Genomic DNA, 24,030 nt, shown 5'->3' on the forward strand with positions numbered 1-24,030 from the left:
ACTTTAGTCTAATACCCACTAGTCTAGCCTTTTTGTACTATGCTTGGCTGACCCTAACCACAATAAAATCAACCGCAACTGAGGCTAAACGATGAATGCCATTTTTCTGATGTTGATGGGGCTTGGCGCTATGGCGCTGGGTTACTTCGTCTACTCCAAGTTTATTTGCGAGAAAATCTTTAAAGTTGACCCTAATTTCAGAACGCCGGCACATGAGATGCAAGACGGCGTCGACTATGTTCCTACTAACAAGTACATTTTATGGGGCCATCACTTTACCTCAGTTGCCGGTGCCGCGCCTATTATCGGCCCGGCCATTGCCGTGATCTGGGGCTGGGTTCCGGCCTTTTTGTGGGTGGTATTCGGCACTATTTTCTTTGCCGGTGTACACGATGCCGGCGCCATCTGGGCCAGTAGCCGCAACAAAGCCAAATCTATCGGTGCTTTAACCGGCGATATCGTCGGTAACCGTGCCCGCAGTATTTTTATGATTGTCATTTTCCTGGTGCTGCTGATGGTCAACGCGGTATTTGCCGTGGTGATTGCCGGCCAGTTAATTAATTTCCCCAGCGCAACTATTCCGGTGTGGGGCGCCATCGTGGTAGCACTGATTATCGGCCAGTTAATTTACCGCAAAAATATGGGCTTGCTGCTGGTCACTATCGTCGGTGTAGTGGCGCTGTACGGTATGATTTATATCGGCCCTATGCTGCCTATCTCATTGCCTGAGATGGTCGGCCCGCTAAGCGACAACCAAAGCTGGATTATTCTGCTGTTTGTGTATGCCGCTATCGCTTCCTTACTGCCGGTGTGGATGCTGCTGCAACCGCGCGATTACATCAACGGTATTCAGTTGTTTATTGGCCTGGGCCTGTTATACGGCGCCGTTATTCTGGCCAGCCCTGATGTCGTTGCCCCGGCGTTTAATACTGATGTGCCAGAGGGCACCCCATCACTTATTCCGTTGCTGTTTGTCACTATCGCCTGTGGCGCTATCTCAGGCTTCCACGGTCTGGTGTCCAGCGGCACTACCTCTAAGCAAATTGATAAAGAGCCGGATGTGCGTTTTGTCGGTTACTTCGGCGCTGTCGGCGAAGGTTCACTGGCACTGGCTGCCATTATTGCCGCCACCGCCGGTTTTGCTACCCTGGCCGACTGGCAGGCGATTTACCACAGCTTTGGCCAGGGCGGCGTGTCGGCCTTTATCAAAGGTGGCGCGAATATTCTGCAAAATGGCTTAGGCTTAGATACGGTGCTGTCGCAAACGCTGTTAACGGTAATGGTGGTGCTGTTTGCCGGTACGACTATGGACACCGGCCTGCGCCTGCAGCGTTATATTTTTCAGGAATGGGGCAGCATTTATAACATCAGCTGGATGCAAAAAGCGGCACCGGCTACCCTGCTGGCAGTTGGTTCTTGTTTACTGCTGGCCTTTGGTGCCGGGGGTGATGGCTCAGGCGGTTTAATGATCTGGCCACTGTTTGGCACCACTAACCAGTTACTGGCCGGTTTAACCCTGCTGGTGATCACGGTAATGCTGGTAAAACTGGGCCGGCCTATGTGGTACACCTTAGCGCCACTGATGTTCTTGCTCACCATGACCACACTGGGGTTATTAATCCAGCTGAAAAGCTTCTATGATAAGGGCGACTGGTTCCTGTTTACGCTGGACTTAATTATTCTGGTGGCGGCTGTGCTGGTTATTCTGGAATCCAGCTCAGCGCTGACCAAGCAGATTAAAGCCAACAAAGCGAAAACCGCCACGCAAAACACATGAGTTTAGATAAATTCAAGGCCTGGTTCCAAAAGGCCAGTTTTTACGCTGAAGAAGCCTATAACGCGCCCTATCGCAGTGCGATAGCGCGCGCCAAACGTGAGCAGGATGATTTATTTATGCTGCTTATCTTCTCTGAAATGATGGGCGTACCCAACCCCGCCAGTTACTACACCCTCGAGCTGCAGCCGCTGCTGCTCGAGCGCTTTCACGACTGGCATACCCGCATGGGCATGGAACACTCACCACTGGACAATATTAAATGCTGTTAACCAATAAACGCGTGCTGCTCATTGGCGGTAAAGGCGGTGTAGGCAAAACCACCACCTCCTCTGCACTGGCGGTACTGGCATCAACGCGCGGCAAAAAAGTGCTGTTGGTCTCTACCGATCCGGCGCACAGCCTGGCCGATGCCTTCGACCGCGACATTGGCGACAACATTACCCGCTTAGCGCCAAATTTAGACGGCTTGGAGCTAGACCCCGACCGCGAGGTAGAGCAGCACCTGGCTAAAGTCACAGCCCAGTTAAAACGCTTTACCCGGCCGGAAATGTTTGGCGAAATAGAGCGGCAAATGCGCCTAACCCGTCAGTCACCCGGCGCCCAGGAAGCGGCGATGCTCGAGCGCATCGCCAATGTCATTGAGATAGGCCTTAACGATTACGACCTGGTAATTTTTGACACTGCCCCTACCGGCCACACCCTGCGCCTGCTAAGCCTGCCAGAAGCGATGGCCGCCTGGACTCAGGGCCTGCTCAATGCCAATAAGCGCTCGGAAAAGCTCGGCGATGTATTAGGCCACTTAACCCCCAAAGCCGGGCGCGATATCGACAGCCCGCTTGACGACCCAAACCAGCACGCCACCGCCGGTATGGACGCCCGCAATAAAGCTATTACCGATACTTTGCTGGCACGCCAGCGCTTATTGCAGCGCACCCGTGAAGTATTAACTGATGCCAGCCGCACTGCCCTGCTGTTTGTGTTAACGCCAGAAAAACTACCAATACTGGAAACCGGCCGTGCAGTACAAAGCCTGCAACAGGAAAAACTGCCACTGGCTGGCTTAGTGGTAAACCGCATTTTACCCGACAGTGCCGATGGTGATTTTCTCGCGGCAAGGCGCGCGCAGGAAAAAGTGCATTTAGCCCAGATAGGGCAGGATTTTGCCAAACTGCCACGCTATAAAGTGCCGCTGCAAGCCACCGATATTCAGGGGCTTGGCGCACTGCAGCATATGGCAACGCTACTTGAGCAAGCCGGTTTATAGCCAGCGGCTCAGGGCGTGAAGCGGATATCAAATAGTTAGGCTGGGTTAGTCCGCTATAGGCAAGGAGCGGACATATTGGATATTCAAGCCACGCATTATCTTATTGTCATGAACTGGAGTAGTGCATCATTTTGTAGAATGTTTGTTTGGCTGGTTGTTAGTTTTGCAGCGTCGAGTAGTTTTCTTTCAGTGCTGCCACTTATGTCGTCCAGCTTAATTTCTGCGTCCAATTGAAAATCTAATCGGGCATATCGGTGTTTCATAAACAAGGCTTCGCATTGTTGGCGTACAAGCGGTGCCTGAATGTTGATAAAGTACTCTAGGTTACGCGCCCACCTTATACCACCAGCATTATCAGCAATTTTTTTCGCGGTACAGTGCTTTTCTGACAGATAACATGTGCCAATAGATAAGATATTGATTTCATCGAGCGAGACAGCTCGCATTCTGCTGTAAGTTTGTGCAGCCACAATATCCGGCATGTTACAGATTACGCCACCGTCGATATAGCGTATTTTGCTTCGCGTAAACGCTGGAAAAAAGGTGGGTGCTGCTGATGTGGCTAAAGCGACTTGTTCTAACGTCCAAGACTTATAGTCATCGTCAATGGTATTAATAAGTAGTGTCTTGCCTGTATTCAATTCTACCGTTGTGATTAGTAAATCGATGCCTGAGCGTGCCTTTAAATCTTGCATTGTCTTTTGAGCAAAATCGCCAAAAATAGCGTTAATGGCTTTTTTGAGACCATCATTAGTGTAACGGCTGGAATAAAGATAGTTGTGATACCAGCCTTTAGACTTAAAGATGTCGGCTTTATAGGTTTGGAAGGCTGTAATGATATCATCACTGGATTTACCTAATGCAAGTCCTATGGCAATGATGCCGCCAATGCTTGTGCCTGCAATGCAGTCACACTGCTTTTTGATTTCGGTGTCAAATTCTTTTTCCAGACTTCGGATCACTGCGGCGGTGTAAAGCCCTCGATAACCGCCCCCTGTTAAGCAGAGCATATTCAGCATGTTAGACCGCCTCAACAGTTATCTTGTGGTGTTTATAGAAGGGAGTTTCCCGGCCTACAATAATTGCACCCGGATACAGATCTGCCGCCAAATATGCAGAATCCAATATGTGTGGCGCGTACTGCGAACCAACAGCCTGCACAAAGGTGCCATAATCTTGAAAAAACTTAACATGGTCTTTGTAAAAAATATCAAAATACGGCACTGTCATGTCGAAGAAATACTTAACGACTCGCTTTAAAGCAACCATCAAGTCAGGTTTGTTCAAATCAGCTACCATACTAAATGCGGCCATAATAGACGCTTCGCTCGTTAAATACTTTTTATTGACTGAGCCAGTAGGACTGAATAATTCATACAGTGGGTGCGAGGTATCTTGGTTATGATAGATGATGGCAAGGCCAGCTAAGCCTACACCATCAATGATAAATAGATTAGACATCTAAATTCCCTTTATGGATGTAAATTAGCGTTCTAATAGACCCTTCAAGGTGTCCGCATCTTCTTTGCTGTACTCAGGCGATCTTGGAGGAAGATCGTGTAGCGCAGCCATGCCAATCTTCTCTTTTGTTTCAAAAGATTCTATACCGTCGAAAAAAGAAGGCGCAGTTTGCTGTCGATCTAATGCATCTTGAATGAGCGAGGTGAGCCCTTCTACTGAGCATGCAATAAAATCACCCGAAACACGGTTGTTTACTCTAACCACTGCATTGCTGCCAGAAAGCATCTTTGGCAGCGTAGCCCGAACATTATTAAAATTTACTTCGGAGTCAATATGTTGAGTAATTATCTCTGATATAGCATCTCTTTGTATGCCAGATACAAAAAGTCTAGTGCTTCCGCCCCTGCTTTTTAACGTACTCATGTGATAGACCTATTTGGTTAATATCAGTACTGTACAGTTTAAATCACAACTGTACAGTACGCAAATGTTGTGGATCGCCGCTAATTCGGTTCAGTTCTGGTCCACACTTATTGTGTGATTTTCACACCCCATACAGTTCATGCTGTAACGCTTTAAACTGGTCTTTAAACGCTTGCTCTGCTTTAGCCGGGAATGGGTAGCCTGCCGGGCCGACGAATACGAAATCGGTTCGTGCATTTAGCGTGCTGTCGTTTCGAATGCGGTTATAGGCTTCTATCCAGGCATCGTAATGTTCTATCAGTGCGATGGCATGCGCCATTAGCTGTGCCGGGATTAAATGGCCTTTGGCCAGCAACAAATCGCGGATCGCGATATTGCCTTTTTGAATCACCTCGGCTTCCAGGTGCAGGTTTTTATTATCCCAGCGCTCAAACGCGCGCTTGGTGCGCTCTAGCTGCATTTGTAGCGGGCCAAACAGCTCGGCCAGCGCTTGCTCTTTCCAGCTTCGGGTGGATTCCAACACTTTCAGCCCCTGGTTAAACTGGGCTTCTATCTGCGTTTCAATGGTTTTATTACGGCGCAAAAACAGCACGCCTAATAATGCCGTTACCACACTGCTACCGAGAAAACTGCCGATAACCACATCCAGTAATTGCGTCATTTGCCTGCTGCCTGTTACTTGTTGATATTGGCATTAAAGATAGCAGGTCGCTGTCCGCTGCAGCGCAGATTTTAAGCTTTATCTTTTTGCGCTACACACTTAAGACCATAAAATACTTAAAACAATCAACCCCAAAACGGCTGCGACAAACAACACATTGTATATCGAGCTGGTAAGCCAGAATTTCAGTAACGTTTTACCCCAGCTTTGCCGGTAGTAAAACTTCTGGCACAGTAATAAGTACAACGGGATCCAGTACAGCACCGCTGTTGCCAGCCATTGCAGCGGGGTGATCAGCCAGGGCCAGCTGATATGCTGGCTCAACGTTTGTAACGCGAGATAAAGCACAGAAAACTGCAGAATAAAACTGTGGCTGTGCAGCGCGACAATTAAATGCTCCATGTAGTAGCGGTTGGAACGCAGATACATCAGCTTTAGGATCAGCGCAAACAGCGGTAATAGCAGCAGCATCATCTGCGGTGCCAGACTGAAGAACTTATTAATCGCCAACTTAGGGTTGGCAACAATGGCCTCCACCTTGGCCTCAAAGGCTTGCTGTGCTTCGTCAGACAAAAAATCGGCTTTGCTGTTTACCGGCGTACTCTGCTGTTTTAGCTGCAAATCGTGGTTAATTTCATCTATCACCTGCGACAAGACATTCTGCCCCTGCCCGGCGTTTTGTACCGGCTGTGCCGCGGCGCCCCCTGCTGTGGCGCCATTCATTGTTGGCTCAGGTACTAATTTAGCAAAGATCAAAAACGTGATAATCGAGGTAAATAAATACAGCCGCAGTGGCGGTACGTAAGGTACGCGATGGCCATCAACGTAACGACGGCTTAAATAGCCGGGGCGAAACCATAATGGTACTAAGGTGCGCCAAACCCGGGTGTCCCAGTTACTAAACTCACCAAAAAACTCGGTCACCACGCCACTGACGTTACGAATATAGCTTTTCTTTTCCTGGCCACACTGATGACAAAAGTCGCCCTGTAAGCTGGTAAAGCAGTTATCACACTGATCAGCCGATGCATCCATTTTGTTGCTCACGCTTTTAGTATTCCTGTGCTGATTCTACGTTAAGCATTTGTTTTGGCAATAGTTGTCCGCGGCCTGTTGCCGGACACCCAAAGTGTCCGCGGACAACCAAAATCATAGCCAGCAACCCACATTTTTCAGTTAAATCAAATGGTTAAAATCTGGCATTAAAGCTGCAGATGTACGGTATAAGTCACAATGAAGGACATATGATGATCCAGGGCACTGAACAGCAAGACAACATAATGCAGCGGCCGCGCCAAAGCACAGCTCGGCGTTTTTTGCCGGCTGCGGCCATTGCCAGCGCGGTTATCGCCTTAGCTTTGGCGTTTTTCCATTCAGTAGGTGAAAGCGCCAGCCTGGTGCTGCCACGCAATCAGCTGCAGTTTGCCGTGGTACAGCGCGGCGATTTAGTGCGCGATATCGCCGTACAAGGCCGTATTGTCGCCGCCAACGCCCCTACGCTGTACAGTCAGGAAACCGGCCAGGTGCAGTTATTTAAACAACCGGGTGAAGCGGTAACACTGGGCGATTTGCTGGCCACTATTACCAGCCCCAGCTTACAAAACGATTTACAGCAACAACAGGCGGTGCTGGCCGGTATGCAAAGCGAGGCTGAACGCTCGGTGCTGGCGGCCCGTGAGCAGCAGCTGGATATCGAGCAGGTGATGAATAATGCTCAGGTAAACTTACTGGCCGCGCGGCGCGAGCTGCAGCGTGCCAGCCAGTCGATTGAAATGGGCGTTATCCGCAAACTCGACTTTGATATTGCCAAAGACAACCTGACCAAAGCCGAACTGGAGTTTGACCACGCCAAACGCAAAGTGGCACTGGCCAAGGACAAACTGGCATTTGAGCAGCGCTCGCGCGAGCAGGATATTCACCGTCAGCAGCTGGTAGTAGACGAGCTGCAGCGTAAAGTAGCGGCACTGCGTATCACCGCACCGGTGACCGGCCAGCTGGGTAACTGGCTCACCGAGCAGCAAAGCCATGTACTGCCCGGCCAGCCGCTGCTGACGGTAATCGATTTAAGCCAGTACGAGGCCGAGCTGGCCGTACCGGAAAGCTACGCCCGCGACTTAGCGCCCGGCCAGCAGGTTGAAGTGACATTAGGTAATCAGCAGCTAAGCGGCAGCATCAGCACCATAGCGGCTGAGGTGCGCAACAATCAGGTGAGCGCCAGAGTACGCTTTAACGAAGCCGACAGCACTGCCCTGCGCCAAAGTCAGCGTTTAACGGCCAGGGTTATTCTGGAACACAAACACAATGTACTGAAAATTGCCCGCGGCGACTTTGTCAGCTCCGGCGGTGGCCGCCAGGCCTATCAGGTGCTGGATAATCAGGCACTGCGCAAAAATATCGAACTGGGCGCCTTGTCGGTGCAGTGGGTAGAGATTTTAAGCGGTGCCACTGAAGGCGAACAATGGGTTATTTCCAGCTTAAGTGAGTTTAAAGATCTGGACAGGGTAAACCTGAACTAACGGTTAGCAAAAAAAGGACGACACAATGATTAGGTTAAGCAATTTAAGCAAGATTTTCCGTACCGAACTGATTGAAACCCATGCCCTGCGCGAGGTTAACCTGCAAGTGAATGAAGGCGAATTTGCTGCCCTGACCGGCCCATCCGGCTCGGGTAAGTCTACGCTGCTGAATATTCTCGGCACCCTGGAAAGCTTTGACAGCGGCGACTATCAGCTGGATGGCCAGTCGGTAACCGGTTTGAGTGATGCCGCGCTTTCTAAGCTGCGTAATGAAAAAATTGGGTTTATTTTTCAAAGCTTTAACCTGATTAAAGACTTTAGCATCTATGACAATATCGAACTGCCCCTGCGCTACCGCGGCTTTAACGCCAGCGCGCGTAAACAGCGAATTGAGCAGGCATTAGAGCTGGTTGGCCTGCATGCGCGGCGCGACTACCTGCCCGGGCAGCTGTCCGGCGGCCAGCAGCAGCGTGTCGCCATTGCCCGTGCCATTGCCGGCCAGCCGCGTATTCTACTGGCTGATGAACCCACCGGTAACCTGGACTCGTTAATGGCGCGCCAGGTGATGGAGCTGCTGGAAAAAATAAACCAGCAAGGCTGCACCATTTTAATGGTGACGCATGACCCGGATCAGGCACGCCGCGCCGGCAGGCATATTCAGATCATCGACGGCCAGCTGCACGACAGCACCTTGTATGAGCCGCTGGCAGCGCATAGCGCATAAGGGAACGCAAATGGAACAGTTTATTTATTATTTGAAAGTCAGCCTCAAAGGCATTAAGCGTGCGCCGCTGCCCTATGCGCTGACTATTTTTATTTTAAGCGTGGGCCTGGGGGTATTTTTTGCCAATGCCACTTTTTACTATCAGTTAAACAGCGACCCTTTGCCAGATAAAAGCGACAAGTTGTTTTTTCCGATGATAAATCTGGTGCCTTATCAGTGCACCACAGATTGCCGCACGCCGCGGGTATTAAGTTACAGTAATGTGCAAAAGCTCAGCCAGTCGGATATCCCCAGTCAGGCCGCCGCCATGTACAGTGCCGACGGTTACCTGCGTGTCAACGCCGGCCAACCGCCATTGCCGGTCAGCATCCGCATAACGCAGCGCGATTTTTTCACAATGTTTGAGGTGCCACTACTGCATGGCAGTATCTGGCCGGACAACAGTGCCCGCCACGAAGTGATTTTAACCCGGGCCAGTGCGGAAAAACTGTTTGGCCGCACGGACGTGGTTGGTGAGACTCTGCTGCTGGATGACCGCAATGTTACTGTCAGCGCGGTACTGGATAGCTGGCAAATGCTACCCCGGTTGTATGACGCCAATAACCGCAATCATTTAACTGATGCTGACGATATCTACCTGCCGCTGGAAACCGGCTATGACATGAATTATTTGTCAAACAGCCAGTCATCCACCTTTGATGATACCGACTATCGCCAGTTAAGCACCCAGGGCCGCACCGGAGCCTTGCATCAGCTGCAATACTGGGTACAGCTGGATACGCCGGCACAACAGCAGGCTTACCGTCAGTTTATGCACAATCTGGTGATGGATGAAAAAGCGGCCGGCCGCCACCCGTCAGAGCCGAATAACCAACTGGTCGCGATGCAGGACATTGTCAGCTACTTTGGTGGCGACAGTAGCGACATTAAGGCTTTTGCTTTAGTTACGCTGTTGTTTTTGCTGGTGTGCCTGTTTAATGCCAGCCACTTATCGTTAAACCGCTATTTAAGTAACCAGTATGAATTTAGCCTGCGCCGCGCGCTGGGTGCCAGCCGCAGCCAGTTACAACTGCAGATGCTGGCCGATGTATTGCTGATGGCCGGCTTTACCATTGCCGGCGCCCTGCTTACCGGTTATGCCGGTATCAAGCTGATGAACCAGCTGTTACCTGCCAACCGTTTGTTTTCAGACTGGGATCTGCCCTTGCTACTGGGTCTGCTTGCCATCGCCGTTGTCTGCAGCTATCTGGTCACCTTATATCCGTCGCTTCGCGCCTCTTTTGGCACGTTAAATCAGCAGCTTAAGGAATAACCCTCATGTCTTTCTATTTACTGATAAAAGGTTTACTCAACCGTAAGGTGGTCACCGCCCTGCTATTATTGCAGTTGGCCATGACACTGGCGCTGCTGTTAAACAGTATATTACTGGCACAACAAACTCATCAGCAGCTGAACCAGCCTACCGGACTAGATCTGGACAATATCGTGCTGGTGCAACTTAAACCCACTACGGCCTCGTTACGGGTATATCCGGCACTGGAGGAATTACTCAACCGGCAACTGGCCGCTGTTAGCGCCTTACCTGACGTAGTTGCCGCGGCTTATTCTAACCAGTCGGCAATCCTGCAGGGCGGTAACAACGGCAATGTCTATCTGGATGGTGAAGAAGGCCGCAGCAATCAGCCATCGGTACCCATGTACTTTGTCTCAAAAGACTTTTTCCGCGTGCTGGACAGCAAGTTACTGCAAGGCGAACTGCCGCAGCAGTCGGTTTCACTGGATAACCCGGTACCGCCGGATGTGGTGATAACACAAAGCCTGGCCAGGCAGTTATTTGCGGACAAACCGGCTATTGGCCAACAGCTTAACCGCGGCCGTTTGGCAGCAGTTATCTCTGACTTTTACGGCCAGCGCAGCGGCACTAATGTGATGTTTAACAGCATTCAGGTTGCCCCCCCCTTTGGCGTAGACTGGGGCTACAGCATCTTACTACGCACAACACCCGGTCGTGCAGATGTCGTCAGACAGCGGCTTGATCAGACGTTACGTGCCGTTGAGCCTAATATCGAAATATTTCATATCCGCAGCCTTGCCGAGCAGCATCAGCGCCTGTACCGCAACGAATATGGTCTGGCGATGTTACTGGCCATCTTAAGCGCCTTAATGTTGCTGGTCACTATGGTGTCCAGTTACAGCAGTACCTATTTTCATGCATTAAAGCGCCAGCAGGAAATTGGCATTAAACGGGCGTTAGGTGCCAGCAAAAACACTATTTTTATCGAACTGCTAAGTGAAAACTGGCTTTGCACCGCTGTCGGTGCCCTGCTTGGTGTTATGCTGGCACTGCTGCTAAACCAGGCGCTGGCGCAGGTGATTTCCATACCGGCACTTAGTGGCTACTTACCGCTAATTACCATAGCGGTGTTACTACTTTGTGTCACCGTAGCAACATGGTATCCTGCGGCCATTGCTACCCGGGTGTCACCGGCCACTGCCACTAAAGCCTTATAAACTATGCTGAAATTATTGGTTATTGATGACAATCAGCCAATCTGTCAGGCTCTGCAAACGCTGTTTGCGCTGCAGGGTTATCAGGTACTTTGCGCCCGCTCACCTGAGCAGGCCTGGCAGCTGTTAGCGGTTAACTCCATCGACCTTATTCTGCAGGATATGAACTTTAGCGCCGGTCAGATGCAGGGCGAACAGGGTAAAACCCTGTTTTATCAGCTACGAAAGCAATATCCTGATATCCCTATCGTGTTGATGACCGCCTGGACCCAACTGGAAATGGTGGTTGAGCTGGTCAAAGCCGGTGCTACCGACTATATCGCCAAACCCTGGGATGACCAGCGTCTGCTGTTAACGGTTGCCAATGCACTGCAGTTGAAACAACTGTCGGTACAACAACAGAAGTTTGAACAGGCGCGTCAGGCCGCCTTTGCCGGTAAAGATTTATGCGGCCTGGTGTTTGCCAGCAGCCAGATGCAGCAGTTATTGCAGATGGCGCTGCAACTGGCACCATCCTCTGCCGCGGTGCTGATCACCGGCCCCAACGGGGCCGGCAAAGAAGGCATTGCCAATGTGCTGCACGCTAACTCACCCCGCCGCGATAAGCCCTTTATCAAAGTGAATATGGGCGCGCTGCCAGGTGATTTAATGGAAGCCGAGCTGTTTGGTGCCGAAGCCGGTGCTTACAGTGGCGCCGGCAAAACCCGGATTGGCCGCTTTGAAGCCGCCGACGGTGGCAGCCTGTTTTTAGATGAAATTGGCAACCTGCCACTGGCCGGCCAGGCGAAACTGCTACGGGTACTGCAAACCGGTGAGTTTGAGCGCTTAGGCTCCAGTGTCACCCGTAAGGTCGATGTGCGGCTGATCAGCGCCACCAATACCGATTTAACAGCGGCAATCAACCGGGGCGAATTCCGCCAGGATTTATACTACCGCATTAATGTAGTGCAACTGGCGCTGCCGGCTTTAGCCCAGCGGCCCGATGATATTCTGCCACTGGCACGGCTGTTTTTAGCCGGTAAAAAGACGCTGAGCAGTGACGCCGGGCAGCAGCTTCAGGCGTATAGCTGGCCGGGCAATGTGCGCGAGCTGCAAAATGTCTGTCAGCGTGCGTTGCTGCTTAGCCCGCACAGCGAGATCCAAAGCAGCGACTTAGGCTTGCCACAGAGCAGCGGCAGCAAAAGAGCGCTGGATGATATTGACCGCGCGGCGCTGGAGCAGGCATTGCTGCAGGCCGGTGGCGTAGTATCACGGGCAGCAAAACAGCTTGGCATCAGCCGCCAGGCACTGTACCGGCGCATGGAGTACTATGGCATTGCCACGCCTTAACCTGCCGTTATCCAAGCGTCGCCTGAGCAGCCAGCAGCGGTTGGATCTGCTATCTGGCGCTATTACGCTGGTCTTATTGGCACTACAAACCACACTATGGCAACCAGGCTGGCTAGTCAGCACAGCGATAATCGCTGCAGGCGTGTTACTGGCAGTGTTACAACGGCTGGCGCTGGCACCACTGCAACGTGAAATCAATGCGCTTAACCTGCATGCGCAAAATCTGCAGGACGGCAGCTTTAATACCAGTGCCAATCAGCTGATGGTGCGCGAGCTTAGTGCGTTAGCCGGCAGTTTAAACCTGATGTCGGCGCAATTGCGTAGCGAGCGCGCCTCTTTGTACCAGCGTGAGTTACTGCTCGATACCGTACTGCAAAGCAGCCCCAGCGCTATGCTGCTAACCGACGCCAATAACACCATCCTGATGAGTAACCCGGCAGCGCGGCAGCTGCTAAGCCATGGTAAAGCTTTTGACGGTGCCAAGCTAAACGCAGTGTTAAATACACAACCGCAATTAGCCCAGGCGATAAGCAGCCAGCAACAAGGGCTGTTGCATTTGCCTGATAACAGTATCTGGCATTTATCACTGAGCCGGTTTCAGCTTAATCAGCAGCAGCATCAGTTGGTGTTGCTAAAACCAATGACGCGGGAAATACAGCGAGAAGAGCTCAGCGCCTGGAAAAAGCTGCTACGGGTGATTGGTCATGAGCTGAATAACACCCTGGCGCCTTTATCATCGCTGGCCTTTAGCGGTGAGCAGCGTGCCAGCCAGCTACAACAGGACGAGCTTGCCGCCATTTTTGCCACTATCAGTGGGCGCAGTGCAGCGTTAAACCAGTTTGTGCAAGCCTATATTCAGTTTGCCAAACTGCCCAGCCCCAATATGGCGCAGGTGAACTGGCCAAGGCTGATTAATCAGCTGCAGGATTTATACGACTTTGAGCTGGCAGGCGACCTACCTAAATTGCCGTGGCAGGCCGATACCCAGCAGCTGCAGCAGGCGCTGCTGAACCTGATTAAAAATGCCCATGAGTCCGGTGCAACCCCTGAAAATATTTGCCTTAGTTTTGTTGAAACAGCGCAGCAGTTGACTATTTACCTGCGTGATAACGGTGGCGGCATGACCGACGAGCAGCTTAAGCATGCTCTGGTGCCGTTTTATACCAGTAAACAGGGCGGATCCGGTATTGGTTTAAGCCTGTGCCGCGATATTATGGAAGCGCATGGCGGCAGCATCTCGGTGCATAATCAAGGTGCCGGGTTGCAAGTTCAGTTGCGGCTGCCAAAACACCAAAGCCAGAGCTTAACATCGTCCTAGACATCAAGACTTGTGCCTTGCATTAGCAACGGGCAATCAGGCTTTTAAACTGCTGGCGCTGGCAGAGCAGCAATACAGCAAAAACCGTGATCCGTTGTTCTGGTATGAGCTTTACTCGAATCAGGCATTGATAAAACATCAATGGGACGATTTGGCCTCGGCAGAAACACTACGCGCCAAAGCGCTGGAAGCGGCCTTAAGCATTGGTCACAAAGGTAAGCTGATTGTCAGCTATGGCAACCTGGCCCGAACCCAGCAACTCAGGGGCCAATATACCCAAGCCTATAATAACTACTTGCAGTCACTGAATTACTTTAGCGCTGGTGAAGACGACAATACCTACGCTATATATCAGTTGCGGCTGGCACAAATCAGCTGGCAGGCCGGACAATACGCCCAGGCCGTAAAGCACCTGCAGCTGGTTGAAGCCGACCGGCTGGGAAATTATCATCAACTTTTATACCACCAACTCAGCACCAGCAACGAGCTTAGCCCTTTGCTGCTACCTGTAGACAAGCGCTCACCCCGCGGATAGTCATTCCCACATTACCGCACAGTGTTTTCGCTGTGCCTTTTGCAGCATTTCAATCAGCGGCACCGCTCGCACATTTAAACTAACAGGCACTTTGTCGCCCTGCTTGTTGTCAGTTATGTCTGCTTCTGCTTGCTCTGCTTTAGCACGTTCAGTGTCAGCAATAGCAGCCAAACCTTGCTGCAGTTGCGCGAGCGCCACGCCAACATCTTCGGCATACAGCGCCGAGGGCACTTTATCGTCACGTCCCATCAACTTAAGTAAGCTAAGCGCAGCGTCTTTAAAGTAAATTAAATCGCCACTGGCTTTGCTTTTAAATGTCACTATCATTCGCGGCCTCCGGTTCGGCAGTAGGCAGGCGCCATGTTTACTGCTAGTCTGAACAATAACTTAAGCATAACGTGAAAAGCTTAACCCATGTCAAAATATCTGCTTGCTATCGACCAGGGTACCACCTCCAGCCGTGCCATTATTTATAACCGTCAGCTGAGCATTATTGCCCAGGCGCAGCAGGAAATCAGTTTACACTACCCCAAAGCAGGCTGGGTTGAGCAAAACCCCGAGCACATCTGGCACAGCGTACTGCAGTGTATGCGCCACGCATTGCAGCAAGCCGGTCTGGCGGCCACCGACATTGCGGCTATCGGCATCAGCAATCAGCGTGAAACCACGCTGCTGTGGCATAAAAGCAGCGGCAAAGCCCTGCATCCGGCCATCGTTTGGCAGGACAGGCGCACGGCTGCACAATGCCAGCAACTAAAAGATGCCGGCGTTGAACCGATGTTGCAGCAAAAAACGGGTTTGCTGGCCGATCCGTATTTTTCGGCAACCAAGCTACAGTGGCTGCTGGATAATATCAGCGGTGCGCGCCAACAGGCAGAACGCGGCGAATTATGTTTTGGCACTGTAGAGTGCTACTTGCTGTGGCGCTTAAGCGGCGGTGCGGTGCATGCAACGGATGCCAGCAACGCCAGCCGCACCCTGTTATTTAATATTCAGCAGCAAAGCTGGGATACCGAACTACTGCAGTTGTTTAATATCCCCGCAGCGATATTGCCTAAGGTAATGGATAACGCTGCGCACTTTGCCACGGCGACGCCGGATCTCCTCGGTGCAGCCATACCAGTGCTGGCTATGCTGGGCGATCAGCAGGCGGCGCTGCTTGGGCAGGCCTGTACGGCAGAGGGCATGAGCAAAAGTACCTATGGCACCGGCTGTTTCGCCGTGGTAAATACCGGCGCTACCGCACTTAACAGCCAACATAAGCTGCTTAGCACCGTGGCCTGGCGGCTGAACGGCCAGACGACTTATGCGCTGGAGGGCAGTATTTTTATGGCCGGTGCCACTGTGCAGTGGCTACGCGATAAGCTGGGTATCATTAAACATGCCAGCGACACTGAGGCACTGGCCCGGCAAAGCCATTACCAGCAGGCAGAGCTGCTGATCCCGGCGTTTACCGGTCTGGGTACGCCGCACTGGCAACCCGAAGTAAAAGCGGCCTTATTTGGTCTGACACGCGATACCGGCCCGGCACAACTGGCAACAGCTGCCCTTTGCAGTGTCGCCTACCAAAGTTGTGATTTGCTAAACGTTATGCGCCAGGATGGTATCCCGGTCGCCTGCCTGCGGGTAGATGGCGGCATGACGGCCAACCATTGGTTTCTACAAGCGCTGGCCGATATAAGCCAAACACCGATTGCACGCTGTGGCACCTCTGACGCTACGGCCTTTGGCGTGGCTTTTTTAGCTGCACTGCAATTGGGCTGGTATCAACAGCTTACTGACATCACTGAACTTTGGCGCAGCGACATCACTGTCGCACCGGCCTTGACACCTGAGACAGCAAGAGTGTTGTATCAACGCTGGCAAAGGGTAACAACCGCATTGATTGCGCTGGATCTGGCAATACCAGCAAGCCTGTAGTATGTTAACAAAGTACAACTGATGGAGCAGTGGCAAATGCGTCATATACTGATTGCAGTGCTGGACCCGGCACCGCGCGGTGCAGATAACATCGTGTTTAACTACTTGCAGCAACGTGAACAATGGATGCTGGCGCCCGATACACAACTACTGGTACAACGTTTGCCCTGCGTGTTTAAACACAGCCTGGTGGTGTTGGAACAACTGATAAATGTGCACAAACCCAGCCATCTGCTGATACTGGCCCAAAACCCAGCGCAGGTGCAGATTAGTGTAGAAAAAGTCGCACTGAATATTAATCATGCCAGCCTCAGCGACAACGACGGTCAACAGCCCTGCGACAGCCTTACCGCACAGCATGGTCCCGCGGCTTACTTTAGCAACCTGCCACTGAATGCTATTGTAAGCCAGCTGCACCATGCCACTATCCCGGCTCAACTGTCATATCACGCTGGCACCTTTGTTGCCAATCATGCTTTTTACGGCCTGATGCACTATATCAAACATCAGAATACCAGCTTGCAAGGCGGTTTATTACAACTGCCTTTGCTACCAGAACAAGCTTGCAGCCTGCCTGGTATTGCCAGCATCAGCAGCGAGCAGATGCTGCAAGCAGTCAAACTGACGCTACAAGCCTGTCTGGCACACAGCGACAGCATGTTACGACCGGCCAGTGCTTTTGGCTAAGCGGCTAAATTAAAAAACATTTTCTATTCAGCGAAAATTAAGCTTGCATAAAATTTAAGCGGCGATTAGAATGCGCCCGCTCGAAAGGCAAGTCATCCGAAAGGATGAACACGCAAAGCTTCAGGTCTAAGGTTGTCAGGAAACTGGCCTCTACGATAGCTGGGCTGCCGTCGCTAAGTGCGATGTTTACTTCTGCTCTGTCAGAGTTAAACGACATGCCTTATGTCCTTTCGTGTTCTGCAACCTAAGTTGCATAAATGATTGCAAATTAACTCACATTTTGGAGCTCGAATATGAAAGCAAAATTAATCACTTTAGCTACCGTTATCGCCGCCACTTCATTTATCAGCGCTCCTGCTGCTGCAAACGACCAATTAGCTCAGTCTATCTGCTCTTATGTTGCTGCTGACAGCAAAAACAACCTGCGTAAAACGCTGTCTGACAACCGCTTACGTCTGCGTAACGTATATGAGGGTATCGTGTGTGACGGTTTACCACTGGTTCGTCACGCGATTAAACACAACGCAGCAGACACTGCCGGTTTTATTATCAGCCAGTTACCAGGTAGCCAGGTAGCGGCGTCAGGCGATATTGAGTGGGCAACCAGCAATGGCTTTGGTTCATCACCAATTATCAACGCGATCAAAGAGCGTAGCGCCAGCTAAGCACAGAATTACCGATAGAAAAGGCGCCGCAGTGGCGCCTTTTTTACTTTGTGGCTCAGGCTTTTAATGTAAAACAATGCTGCTTTACGTGCTCGGCAATACCAACACCGGCTTCTGACATCGTTAAGTATGTCTGATCAGCACCCGCAGCGATAATATCGCGGGCCTCATCATCATGCATGCTGTGCGATACGATAAAACCACTGAAACCGGCATCACGTAATTTTTTTGCTGCAATCATTTTGGCTTCAACGTCATTCATACTCAGAATAACCGCTTCCACCTGGCCAAAATTCAGCCCTTGCCAGAACACCTGATCTTCAGCATCGGCGTAAAAGATATTGATGCCCTTTTTCTGATGTTCAGCCACTTTAGCCGGATCTGAGTCCATGGCAATAATGTTACGGCTGCTGGTCAGATAATTGTATGCAGCGGTACCAGTGCGTCCCATGCCCATGATCAATACATCGGCATCACCTAAGGATACCGGCTGCTCATCCGGATGATGAATATTGCGCTCAAATTTCAATAAGCGATTACATAACTTATCGTACAGCGGATGCGCCATCCGGTTTAATGGCGCTGAAATGACAAAGGATAGCGCCACCGTTAGTGCCAACGGGATCAGCCATTCTGGTAATACTACACTGGCGACAATCAGGCCAAACTCACTGTAATTGGTTAAGCTAATGCTGGCTAAAAAGGCACTGCGGGCGCGCAGTTTAAACATAATTAGCAGTAGGAAAAACAGTATCGCTTTAAGTGGCAGTAATAGCGACATTACACCGGCAAATAACCACGCATTGGCATCCGGTAAACCATCGATACCAATTTGTAAAAAGAAACCTACTAAGAAAAACTCTTTAATGCTCCAAAGTGATTTAGACAACTCGCCTGCTCTGGGATGTTTAGCCAGAATAGCACCAAATACCAAAGCGCCAAGTTCAGAGCTTAAGCCCACCATTTCAAAGCCTTTGCCGCCAATAACCAGTGCCAGTAATAAGCCAAACAGAATTAATAAATCTTCATGCCCGCTGGCATCAAGTAATTTGTATAGCAAGGGCCGCAGCAGTGGCAAAGCAAACACCGCCAGCGCCCAGGGCGATGGTGTAGTGCCATTAGCCAGGCTCATCACCAGCAGTGCCAGTAAGTCCTGTACGATCAGAATACCTATCGCCACCCGGCCATGAAACGCCCGGATCTCCCGTTTGCCTTCTAGCACCTTAGCGGCCAGTACTGTACTGGAGAACGCTAACGCCACTGCCAGCATTAACGCCTGATACCAGCTAACATCAAAAATAAATAGCACCGCAGGTAGGGTAAGAATAATCGACAACGCAAAATGTAAGGTGCTGCCACCCAGCACTTCCGGCTTGCCCAGGCTGCGTACATTCAGCTTTAAACCAACGGTAAACAGCAGCAATAACACGCCTAAATGGGCAACGTGATGAATAATAGAAGGCCCTTCAGCGGGTAAATCTAAATCAGCCGCCGTTGCCGAAATAACAAAACCAGCCAGCAAGTAGCCTACCAGCGGCGGCAAACCAATAGCGCGCACCACTAAACCTAAAGAAAAAGCAAAACCTATCCAAACTGCTTCCAGCATCCGTTAATTCCAGTTTTTAGTGTTAGATGTAAAAGTTTGAGTTGTCAGTATATTGGCTATCTCAATCAACGCTTTTAATGTGGATCATCTATATCCTGTTTCATTGTTTGTTCCTTGTCATCTTTTCGCCGGCCAAATAAATTACCGTTAGCACGATGCAGCCATTCATTGTAGGTGCGGTGCACCCCGCGGCGCATCGCAGAGGATGAGTTCTCCAGTATGTCTATACCCACCAGCACTGCCACCACTAATACTGACAGTTTAATGGCCACCAGATCCTGGCCTATGCCAATACAAACGCCAATGGCCGCCAACACCCAGATGGTCGCAGCGGACGTCACGCCCAATACCATGCCATCGCGTGCTAACATAACACCAGCACCTAAAAAGCCCACGCCGGTGATCACCTGACCAATAATACGAGAGGGATCCGTCATCTCGCTGTTAACTGACATCGACGCCGCAATAAACACATAGGTGCCCATCACGATTAAAATTGAGGTACGAATACCAGCCGGTTTGCCGCGTAATTGCCGCTCCAGACCAATAATAAAGCCACACAATAACGCCGTGCCCAGCTCTGTCCATGCAAAGGGGCTGATATTAAACACGAGTTGCCAATCGGGCATAATTTATCCTTTAGCGGTGCGCAGTTGTTGTTTTGCCGCCTGCCATTCAGCCTGCGTTATCGGGCTGGTATCTTGCTCTGCTAGGTTCTCTAACTGTGCCTGACGTTTTCGTGTCGCAACGTGTTGTAATATAGCTGCATTTTCATCGTCTGTACGCCGGTTCCAGTCGACTATTTCTGTAATATGCCGATAACAGCCAACACAGACTTTATCAGTATTTAACCGGCAACAGGCCACACAAGGCGATTCAACCACCACTTTCTCCTGATTTTATCGGCTTTTGCCTGAGTTCTAACGCAAGATAATAGCGAAAAACTTAACTCTGATGCCAGTTTATGTCACTCTGGCAAACAGTATTCTGATAATAATAACCCCCTTACGTCCAAGGAACCGATAATGAACGCTTTTAAACCCAGTATGCTGGCCCTGATGCTCAGCAGCTTTTTCCTGCAGGCCGAAACCGACAAAGCCCCGGCCTGGGATGTTAATGCCCCACAAGGCCAGTTTAACGACGTCAATATTAAGGTAAACCAGGGCAGTTGGATGAATGTGGCAATAAGCCCGGACGGTAAAACCCTGGCCTTTGATTTACTTGGTGATATTTACACTATGCCGGTGTCAGGCGGCGCAGCCAAACGCTTAACGCCTGATATTGGCTGGCAAATGCAGCCTACCTTTAGCCCGGATGGTAAATATATTGCTTATACCAGCGATGAAGGCGGTGGCGATAATATCTGGCTGATGAATGCCGATGGCAGCGAGCAGCGTGCGGTAACCAAAGAGACTTTTCGCCTGCTAAACAGCCCGGCCTGGAGCCCGGATGGTGAATTTATTGTCGCCCGCAAGCACTTCACCGCCAGCCGCTCGTTAGGTGCCGGTGAGATTTGGCAGTACCATAAAACTGGCGGTAGCGGCATTATGCTAACTGAACGGCCAAACGATCAAAAAGATTTGGGCGAGCCGGCGTTTTCACCCGATGGCAAATATATCTATTTTTCGCAGGATGATACCCCGGGTAAAACTTTTCATTACAGCAAAGATTCAGAAAGCGGTATTTATAAAATAAAACGCTTTGAGCGTGAAACCGGTAAATGGGAGGTGGTGCTCGACGGTGCCGGTGGTGCTATCCGCCCGACACCGTCACCCGATGGTAAGTACCTGGCCTATATCCGCCGGGTAGATTTTCAAAGCACGCTGTTTTTATATGACCTACAAAGCGGCGAGCATATTAAGCTGTACGATGGCTTAGACCGTGACATGCAGGAAACCTGGGCTATTCATGGCGTTTACCCGACATTGGCCTGGACACCGGATAACAAAAGTCTGCTATTTTGGGCCGGTGGCGAAATTAAGCAGCTCAGCGTCGCGGACAAAAAAGTGGCAACAGTACCGTTTAGCGTCGATACCACTAAACAAATTCAAACGGCTGTGCGAGTAAAACAAGACATCGACAAAGAGCAGTTTAATACTAAAATGCTGCGCTTTGTGCAGGTATCGCCCGATGGCAAGCAAGCGGTATTCAGCGCCCTGGGGCATTTGTATATCACTGATGTTAACAACCCCAAACCACGGCGCTTAACCAAACAAAGCACCGACTTTGAATATTACCCACAGTTTTCCCGCGATGGTAAACAGCTGGTGTACGTCAGCTGGAACGATAATAGCCAGGGCGCGGTAAATATTCTGAATTTACGTAACGGCCGTATTACGAAACTGACCAGCGAACCGGGCAAATACGTTGAGCCGGTGTTCAGCCCGGATGGCAAAACGGTGGTGTACCGTAAAACAGGCGCCGGCAGCCTGTTACCCCGGCAGTGGTCGTTACACACCGGCCTGTATAAAATCAGCAGCAAAGGTGGTACGCCTGAGCTTATCAGCCGCAATGGCCGTTTACCTATGTTTGGTGCTGACAATGATAACGTCTATGCGATGGATTATGCCAAAGCGCCCAGCCTGATCCGTATCAATTTAACCAAACATACCCAACAAACACTGTACACCGCTAAATTTGGCACCGAGTTTAAACTGTCGCCAGATGGTAAATATCTGGCCTTTGCCGATCGCTTTAAAGTGTTTGTCACGCCCTTTACCGAGCGCGGCAGCGCTATTGATATCAGCGGCAGTGATAAACAGTTTCCGGTAAAACAGTTGTCGGTGCGCGCCGGTGAATACATCAGCTGGGCCGGCAACAGCCGTCATCTGTATTGGAGCTTAGGCCCCGAGTTGTACCATGCCAGCATTGAAGGTCTGTTTGAGTTTAGCGATAAAACCGACTTTGCCGCCAAAAACGGCATAGATCTTGGCTTTACTGCGCCGGTCGACAGCCCGCGTGGCACAGTAGCCTTTGTCGGCGGCCAGGTGATTACCATGAACGGCGATGAAGTGATTCAGGATGGCGTGGTGCTGGTTGAAAACCAAAAAATTATCGCCGTGGGTAAACGTGGTGAAGTGGCCGTACCGGCCAAAGCCAGAGTGTTCGATATTGCCGGTAAAACCATTATGCCGGGCTTGTTTGATGCCCATGCACATGGTAGCCAGGGCAGTAACCAGATAATACCGCAACAAAACTGGCAAAACTATGCCTCGCTGGCCTTTGGCGTTACCGCTATTCATGACCCGTCCAATGATACCCGCGAAGTCTTTGCTGCCAGTGAAATGCAAAAGGCCGGCCGCATTGCCGGGCCGCGCATTTTCTCTACCGGCACCATTTTATACGGTGCTGAAGGCGCAGGTTATACCTCGCATATCGATAGTCTTGATGATGCGAAATTCCACTTAGAACGCTTACAAAAAGCCGGTGCTTTTAGTGTGAAAAGTTATAACCAGCCAAGGCGCAATCAGCGCCAACAGGTAATACAAGCGGCGCGTGAGCTGAATTTGATGGTAGTGCCCGAAGGCGGCTCATTAATGCAACATAACCTGAGTATGATTGTTGATGGTCACACCACCATTGAGCATGCCCTGCCGGCGGCAAAAGTGTATGACGATGTGAAACAGCTTTGGCAGGCCAGCACCACCGCCTACACGCCCACGCTAAATGTGGCTTATGGCGGTATCTGGGGTGAGAATTACTGGTATGACAAAACCGAAGTATGGAAACACCCGAAACTGCGTACTTATGTACCAATGGATGAACTGGCACCGCGCAGTATGCGCCGCCCTACGGCACCAGAGCATCACTACAACCACTTTAATGTAGTAAAAACCGCGAAAGAACTCAGTGATGTTGGTGTTGTCGCCAATATTGGCGCCCACGGCCAACGTGAAGGTCTAGGCGCACACTGGGAGATCTGGATGTTCGCCCAAGGCGGTATGAGCCCACTGGAGGCACTTAAAACCGCCACCATTAACCCGGCAAAAACCTTTGGTATGGACCATCAACTAGGGTCTCTGCAGGTGGGTAAACTTGCTGATCTCATCGTTATTGATGGTAATCCGCTTGAGGACATCCGCCAAAGCGACCGCGTAACCCATACTATGGTTAATGGCAGACTATATGATGCCAACAGCTTAAACGAGATCGGCCTGCGCGAGCGAAAGCGTGCACCGTTTGAGTTTGAACCGCGGTAAATTGCAACCCCAAAGGGGGTCAGCGTTCTCTGGCCCCTTTTTTAGATTCAAGCCTGTATCCTGCAGACTCAAATAATTAGCAAAACCAATACAAATAAAATTAATCTATTGAAATAATCCGCACACTGCATTAACCTCCTTTTTTTACCAAAAAAGAAACAGGAGTTTACATTGCGTTACCTAAGTATTTTATTCATTTTTTCACTGTTGGCCGGTTGTGCTGTAAATGACACTTCAACAACCGCAACAGCGCCGACTTCAACGGCCAACACCCAAACTGACAATGAAGTTGCACCTCAGGCTGCGGCTAAAGATGCAGACGCTAAAGCTACCGACAAAGAAGACACAGCAGAGCGCCTGGTCTGTCACACGGAGAACGTAACAGGCTCCAACAGAAAAGTTCGTACCTGCCGCAAAGTTTCCAGCAGCTAATAAAG

At 50.7% G+C, this 24,030-nt stretch carries 23 protein-coding genes and 1 riboswitch; of the genes, 14 read left to right on the plus strand and 9 right to left on the minus strand.

Annotated elements, in window-relative coordinates:
• Positions 1-91: 91 nt before the first annotated feature.
• From EYB30_RS15260 to EYB30_RS15270, 3 genes are read left to right on the plus strand one after another with little or no spacing between them, the layout of a single operon-like run.
• A complete protein-coding gene (locus EYB30_RS15260) occupies positions 92-1,777 on the plus strand; it encodes a carbon starvation CstA family protein (protein ID WP_166839763.1) in 1,686 nt (561 codons plus the stop codon).
• Complete coding sequence (locus tag EYB30_RS15265; RefSeq protein ID WP_166839764.1) at positions 1,774-2,046, plus strand: cory-CC-star protein; 273 nt, start codon at positions 1,774-1,776, stop codon at positions 2,044-2,046. The genes EYB30_RS15260 and EYB30_RS15265 overlap by 4 nt, the downstream gene beginning before the upstream one ends.
• Positions 2,037-3,041: an ArsA family ATPase gene (locus EYB30_RS15270; RefSeq protein WP_166839765.1), complete on the plus strand. Its 1,005-nt coding sequence runs from the start codon at positions 2,037-2,039 to the stop codon at positions 3,039-3,041. The genes EYB30_RS15265 and EYB30_RS15270 overlap by 10 nt, the downstream gene beginning before the upstream one ends.
• A gap of 95 nt (positions 3,042-3,136) precedes the next feature.
• On the opposite strand, the gene EYB30_RS15275 is transcribed toward EYB30_RS15270, so the two are convergent.
• The 5 genes from EYB30_RS15275 to EYB30_RS15295 form a co-directional block, all read right to left on the minus strand.
• Positions 3,137-4,060 (minus strand): CBASS cGAMP-activated phospholipase, encoded by a 924-nt coding sequence (locus tag EYB30_RS15275; RefSeq protein WP_166839766.1) that lies wholly within the window; start codon positions 4,058-4,060, stop codon positions 3,137-3,139.
• 1 nt (position 4,061) lies between these two features.
• Positions 4,062-4,502, minus strand: coding sequence for a hypothetical protein (locus EYB30_RS15280; RefSeq protein ID WP_166839768.1), 441 nt, complete (start codon positions 4,500-4,502; stop codon positions 4,062-4,064).
• Between the two features lie 24 nt (positions 4,503-4,526).
• Entirely contained in the window at positions 4,527-4,925 is a 399-nt protein-coding gene (locus EYB30_RS15285; protein WP_166839770.1) for a hypothetical protein, read from the minus strand.
• Positions 4,926-5,046: 121 nt separating this feature from the next.
• Positions 5,047-5,586, minus strand: coding sequence for a hypothetical protein (locus tag EYB30_RS15290; protein WP_166839772.1), 540 nt, complete (start codon positions 5,584-5,586; stop codon positions 5,047-5,049).
• Between the two features lie 99 nt (positions 5,587-5,685).
• Positions 5,686-6,633: a DUF3667 domain-containing protein gene (locus EYB30_RS15295; protein ID WP_241698055.1), complete on the minus strand. Its 948-nt coding sequence runs from the start codon at positions 6,631-6,633 to the stop codon at positions 5,686-5,688.
• A 167-nt stretch (positions 6,634-6,800) separates the two neighbouring features.
• Between EYB30_RS15295 and EYB30_RS15300 the strand changes: the two genes are divergently transcribed.
• The 7 genes from EYB30_RS15300 to EYB30_RS15330 are packed head-to-tail and all read left to right on the plus strand — an operon-like array spanning position 6,801 to position 14,516.
• Entirely contained in the window at positions 6,801-8,102 is a 1,302-nt protein-coding gene (locus tag EYB30_RS15300; RefSeq protein ID WP_241698056.1) for an efflux RND transporter periplasmic adaptor subunit, read from the plus strand.
• A 25-nt stretch (positions 8,103-8,127) separates the two neighbouring features.
• Positions 8,128-8,826, plus strand: coding sequence for an ABC transporter ATP-binding protein (locus EYB30_RS15305; RefSeq protein WP_166839777.1), 699 nt, complete (start codon positions 8,128-8,130; stop codon positions 8,824-8,826).
• Positions 8,827-8,836: 10 nt separating this feature from the next.
• The gene (locus EYB30_RS15310) at positions 8,837-10,138 is read left to right on the plus strand and encodes an ABC transporter permease (protein WP_166839780.1); all 1,302 of its coding nucleotides are present in this window, start codon (positions 8,837-8,839) and stop codon (positions 10,136-10,138) included.
• Between the two features lie 5 nt (positions 10,139-10,143).
• A complete protein-coding gene (locus EYB30_RS15315) occupies positions 10,144-11,337 on the plus strand; it encodes an FtsX-like permease family protein (protein ID WP_166839783.1) in 1,194 nt (397 codons plus the stop codon).
• A gap of 3 nt (positions 11,338-11,340) precedes the next feature.
• Positions 11,341-12,663: a sigma-54-dependent transcriptional regulator gene (locus tag EYB30_RS15320; protein WP_166839785.1), complete on the plus strand. Its 1,323-nt coding sequence runs from the start codon at positions 11,341-11,343 to the stop codon at positions 12,661-12,663.
• Positions 12,644-13,981, plus strand: coding sequence for a sensor histidine kinase (locus tag EYB30_RS15325; protein WP_166839789.1), 1,338 nt, complete (start codon positions 12,644-12,646; stop codon positions 13,979-13,981). Before EYB30_RS15320 ends, EYB30_RS15325 begins: the two co-directional genes overlap by 20 nt.
• A gap of 10 nt (positions 13,982-13,991) precedes the next feature.
• Positions 13,992-14,516: a tetratricopeptide repeat protein gene (locus EYB30_RS15330; RefSeq protein WP_166839792.1), complete on the plus strand. Its 525-nt coding sequence runs from the start codon at positions 13,992-13,994 to the stop codon at positions 14,514-14,516.
• On the opposite strand, the gene EYB30_RS15335 is transcribed toward EYB30_RS15330, so the two are convergent.
• On the minus strand, positions 14,517-14,843 hold the full coding sequence (locus EYB30_RS15335) for a DUF1840 domain-containing protein (RefSeq protein WP_166839795.1): 327 nt from the start codon (positions 14,841-14,843) through the stop codon (positions 14,517-14,519).
• A gap of 87 nt (positions 14,844-14,930) precedes the next feature.
• Between EYB30_RS15335 and glpK the strand changes: the two genes are divergently transcribed.
• The 3 genes from glpK to EYB30_RS15350 all read left to right on the plus strand — a co-directional run bounded on the left by glpK (position 14,931) and on the right by EYB30_RS15350 (position 17,788).
• On the plus strand, positions 14,931-16,436 hold the full coding sequence (gene glpK, locus EYB30_RS15340; protein WP_166839798.1) for a glycerol kinase GlpK: 1,506 nt from the start codon (positions 14,931-14,933) through the stop codon (positions 16,434-16,436).
• A gap of 36 nt (positions 16,437-16,472) precedes the next feature.
• Positions 16,473-17,123 carry a pyroglutamyl-peptidase I family protein gene (locus EYB30_RS15345; RefSeq protein WP_166839801.1) on the plus strand — a complete coding sequence of 217 codons (651 nt, stop codon included), beginning with the start codon at positions 16,473-16,475 and terminating at the stop codon, positions 17,121-17,123.
• A gap of 76 nt (positions 17,124-17,199) precedes the next feature.
• Positions 17,200-17,295: riboswitch (cyclic di-GMP riboswitch) on the plus strand.
• A gap of 121 nt (positions 17,296-17,416) precedes the next feature.
• Entirely contained in the window at positions 17,417-17,788 is a 372-nt protein-coding gene (locus EYB30_RS15350; RefSeq protein WP_166839804.1) for a DUF3718 domain-containing protein, read from the plus strand.
• Positions 17,789-17,843: 55 nt separating this feature from the next.
• Here EYB30_RS15350 and EYB30_RS15355 read toward each other — a convergent pair whose 3' ends face one another.
• The 3 genes from EYB30_RS15355 to EYB30_RS15365 all read right to left on the minus strand — a co-directional run bounded on the left by EYB30_RS15355 (position 17,844) and on the right by EYB30_RS15365 (position 20,278).
• Positions 17,844-19,394, minus strand: a complete 1,551-nt coding sequence (locus EYB30_RS15355; RefSeq protein ID WP_166839807.1) for a cation:proton antiporter family protein — start codon at positions 19,392-19,394, stop codon at positions 17,844-17,846.
• Positions 19,395-19,468: 74 nt separating this feature from the next.
• A complete protein-coding gene (locus EYB30_RS15360) occupies positions 19,469-20,023 on the minus strand; it encodes an MgtC/SapB family protein (RefSeq protein ID WP_166839809.1) in 555 nt (184 codons plus the stop codon).
• Between the two features lie 3 nt (positions 20,024-20,026).
• Entirely contained in the window at positions 20,027-20,278 is a 252-nt protein-coding gene (locus EYB30_RS15365; RefSeq protein ID WP_166839811.1) for a DUF1289 domain-containing protein, read from the minus strand.
• Between the two features lie 141 nt (positions 20,279-20,419).
• Between EYB30_RS15365 and EYB30_RS15370 the strand changes: the two genes are divergently transcribed.
• A complete protein-coding gene (locus EYB30_RS15370) occupies positions 20,420-23,593 on the plus strand; it encodes an amidohydrolase family protein (protein ID WP_166839813.1) in 3,174 nt (1,057 codons plus the stop codon).
• The last annotated feature ends 437 nt before the right edge of the window (positions 23,594-24,030 follow it).

This window comes from Rheinheimera pleomorphica, assembly GCF_011634895.1.
GTDB classification, from domain to species: domain Bacteria; phylum Pseudomonadota; class Gammaproteobacteria; order Enterobacterales; family Alteromonadaceae; genus Alishewanella; species Alishewanella pleomorphica.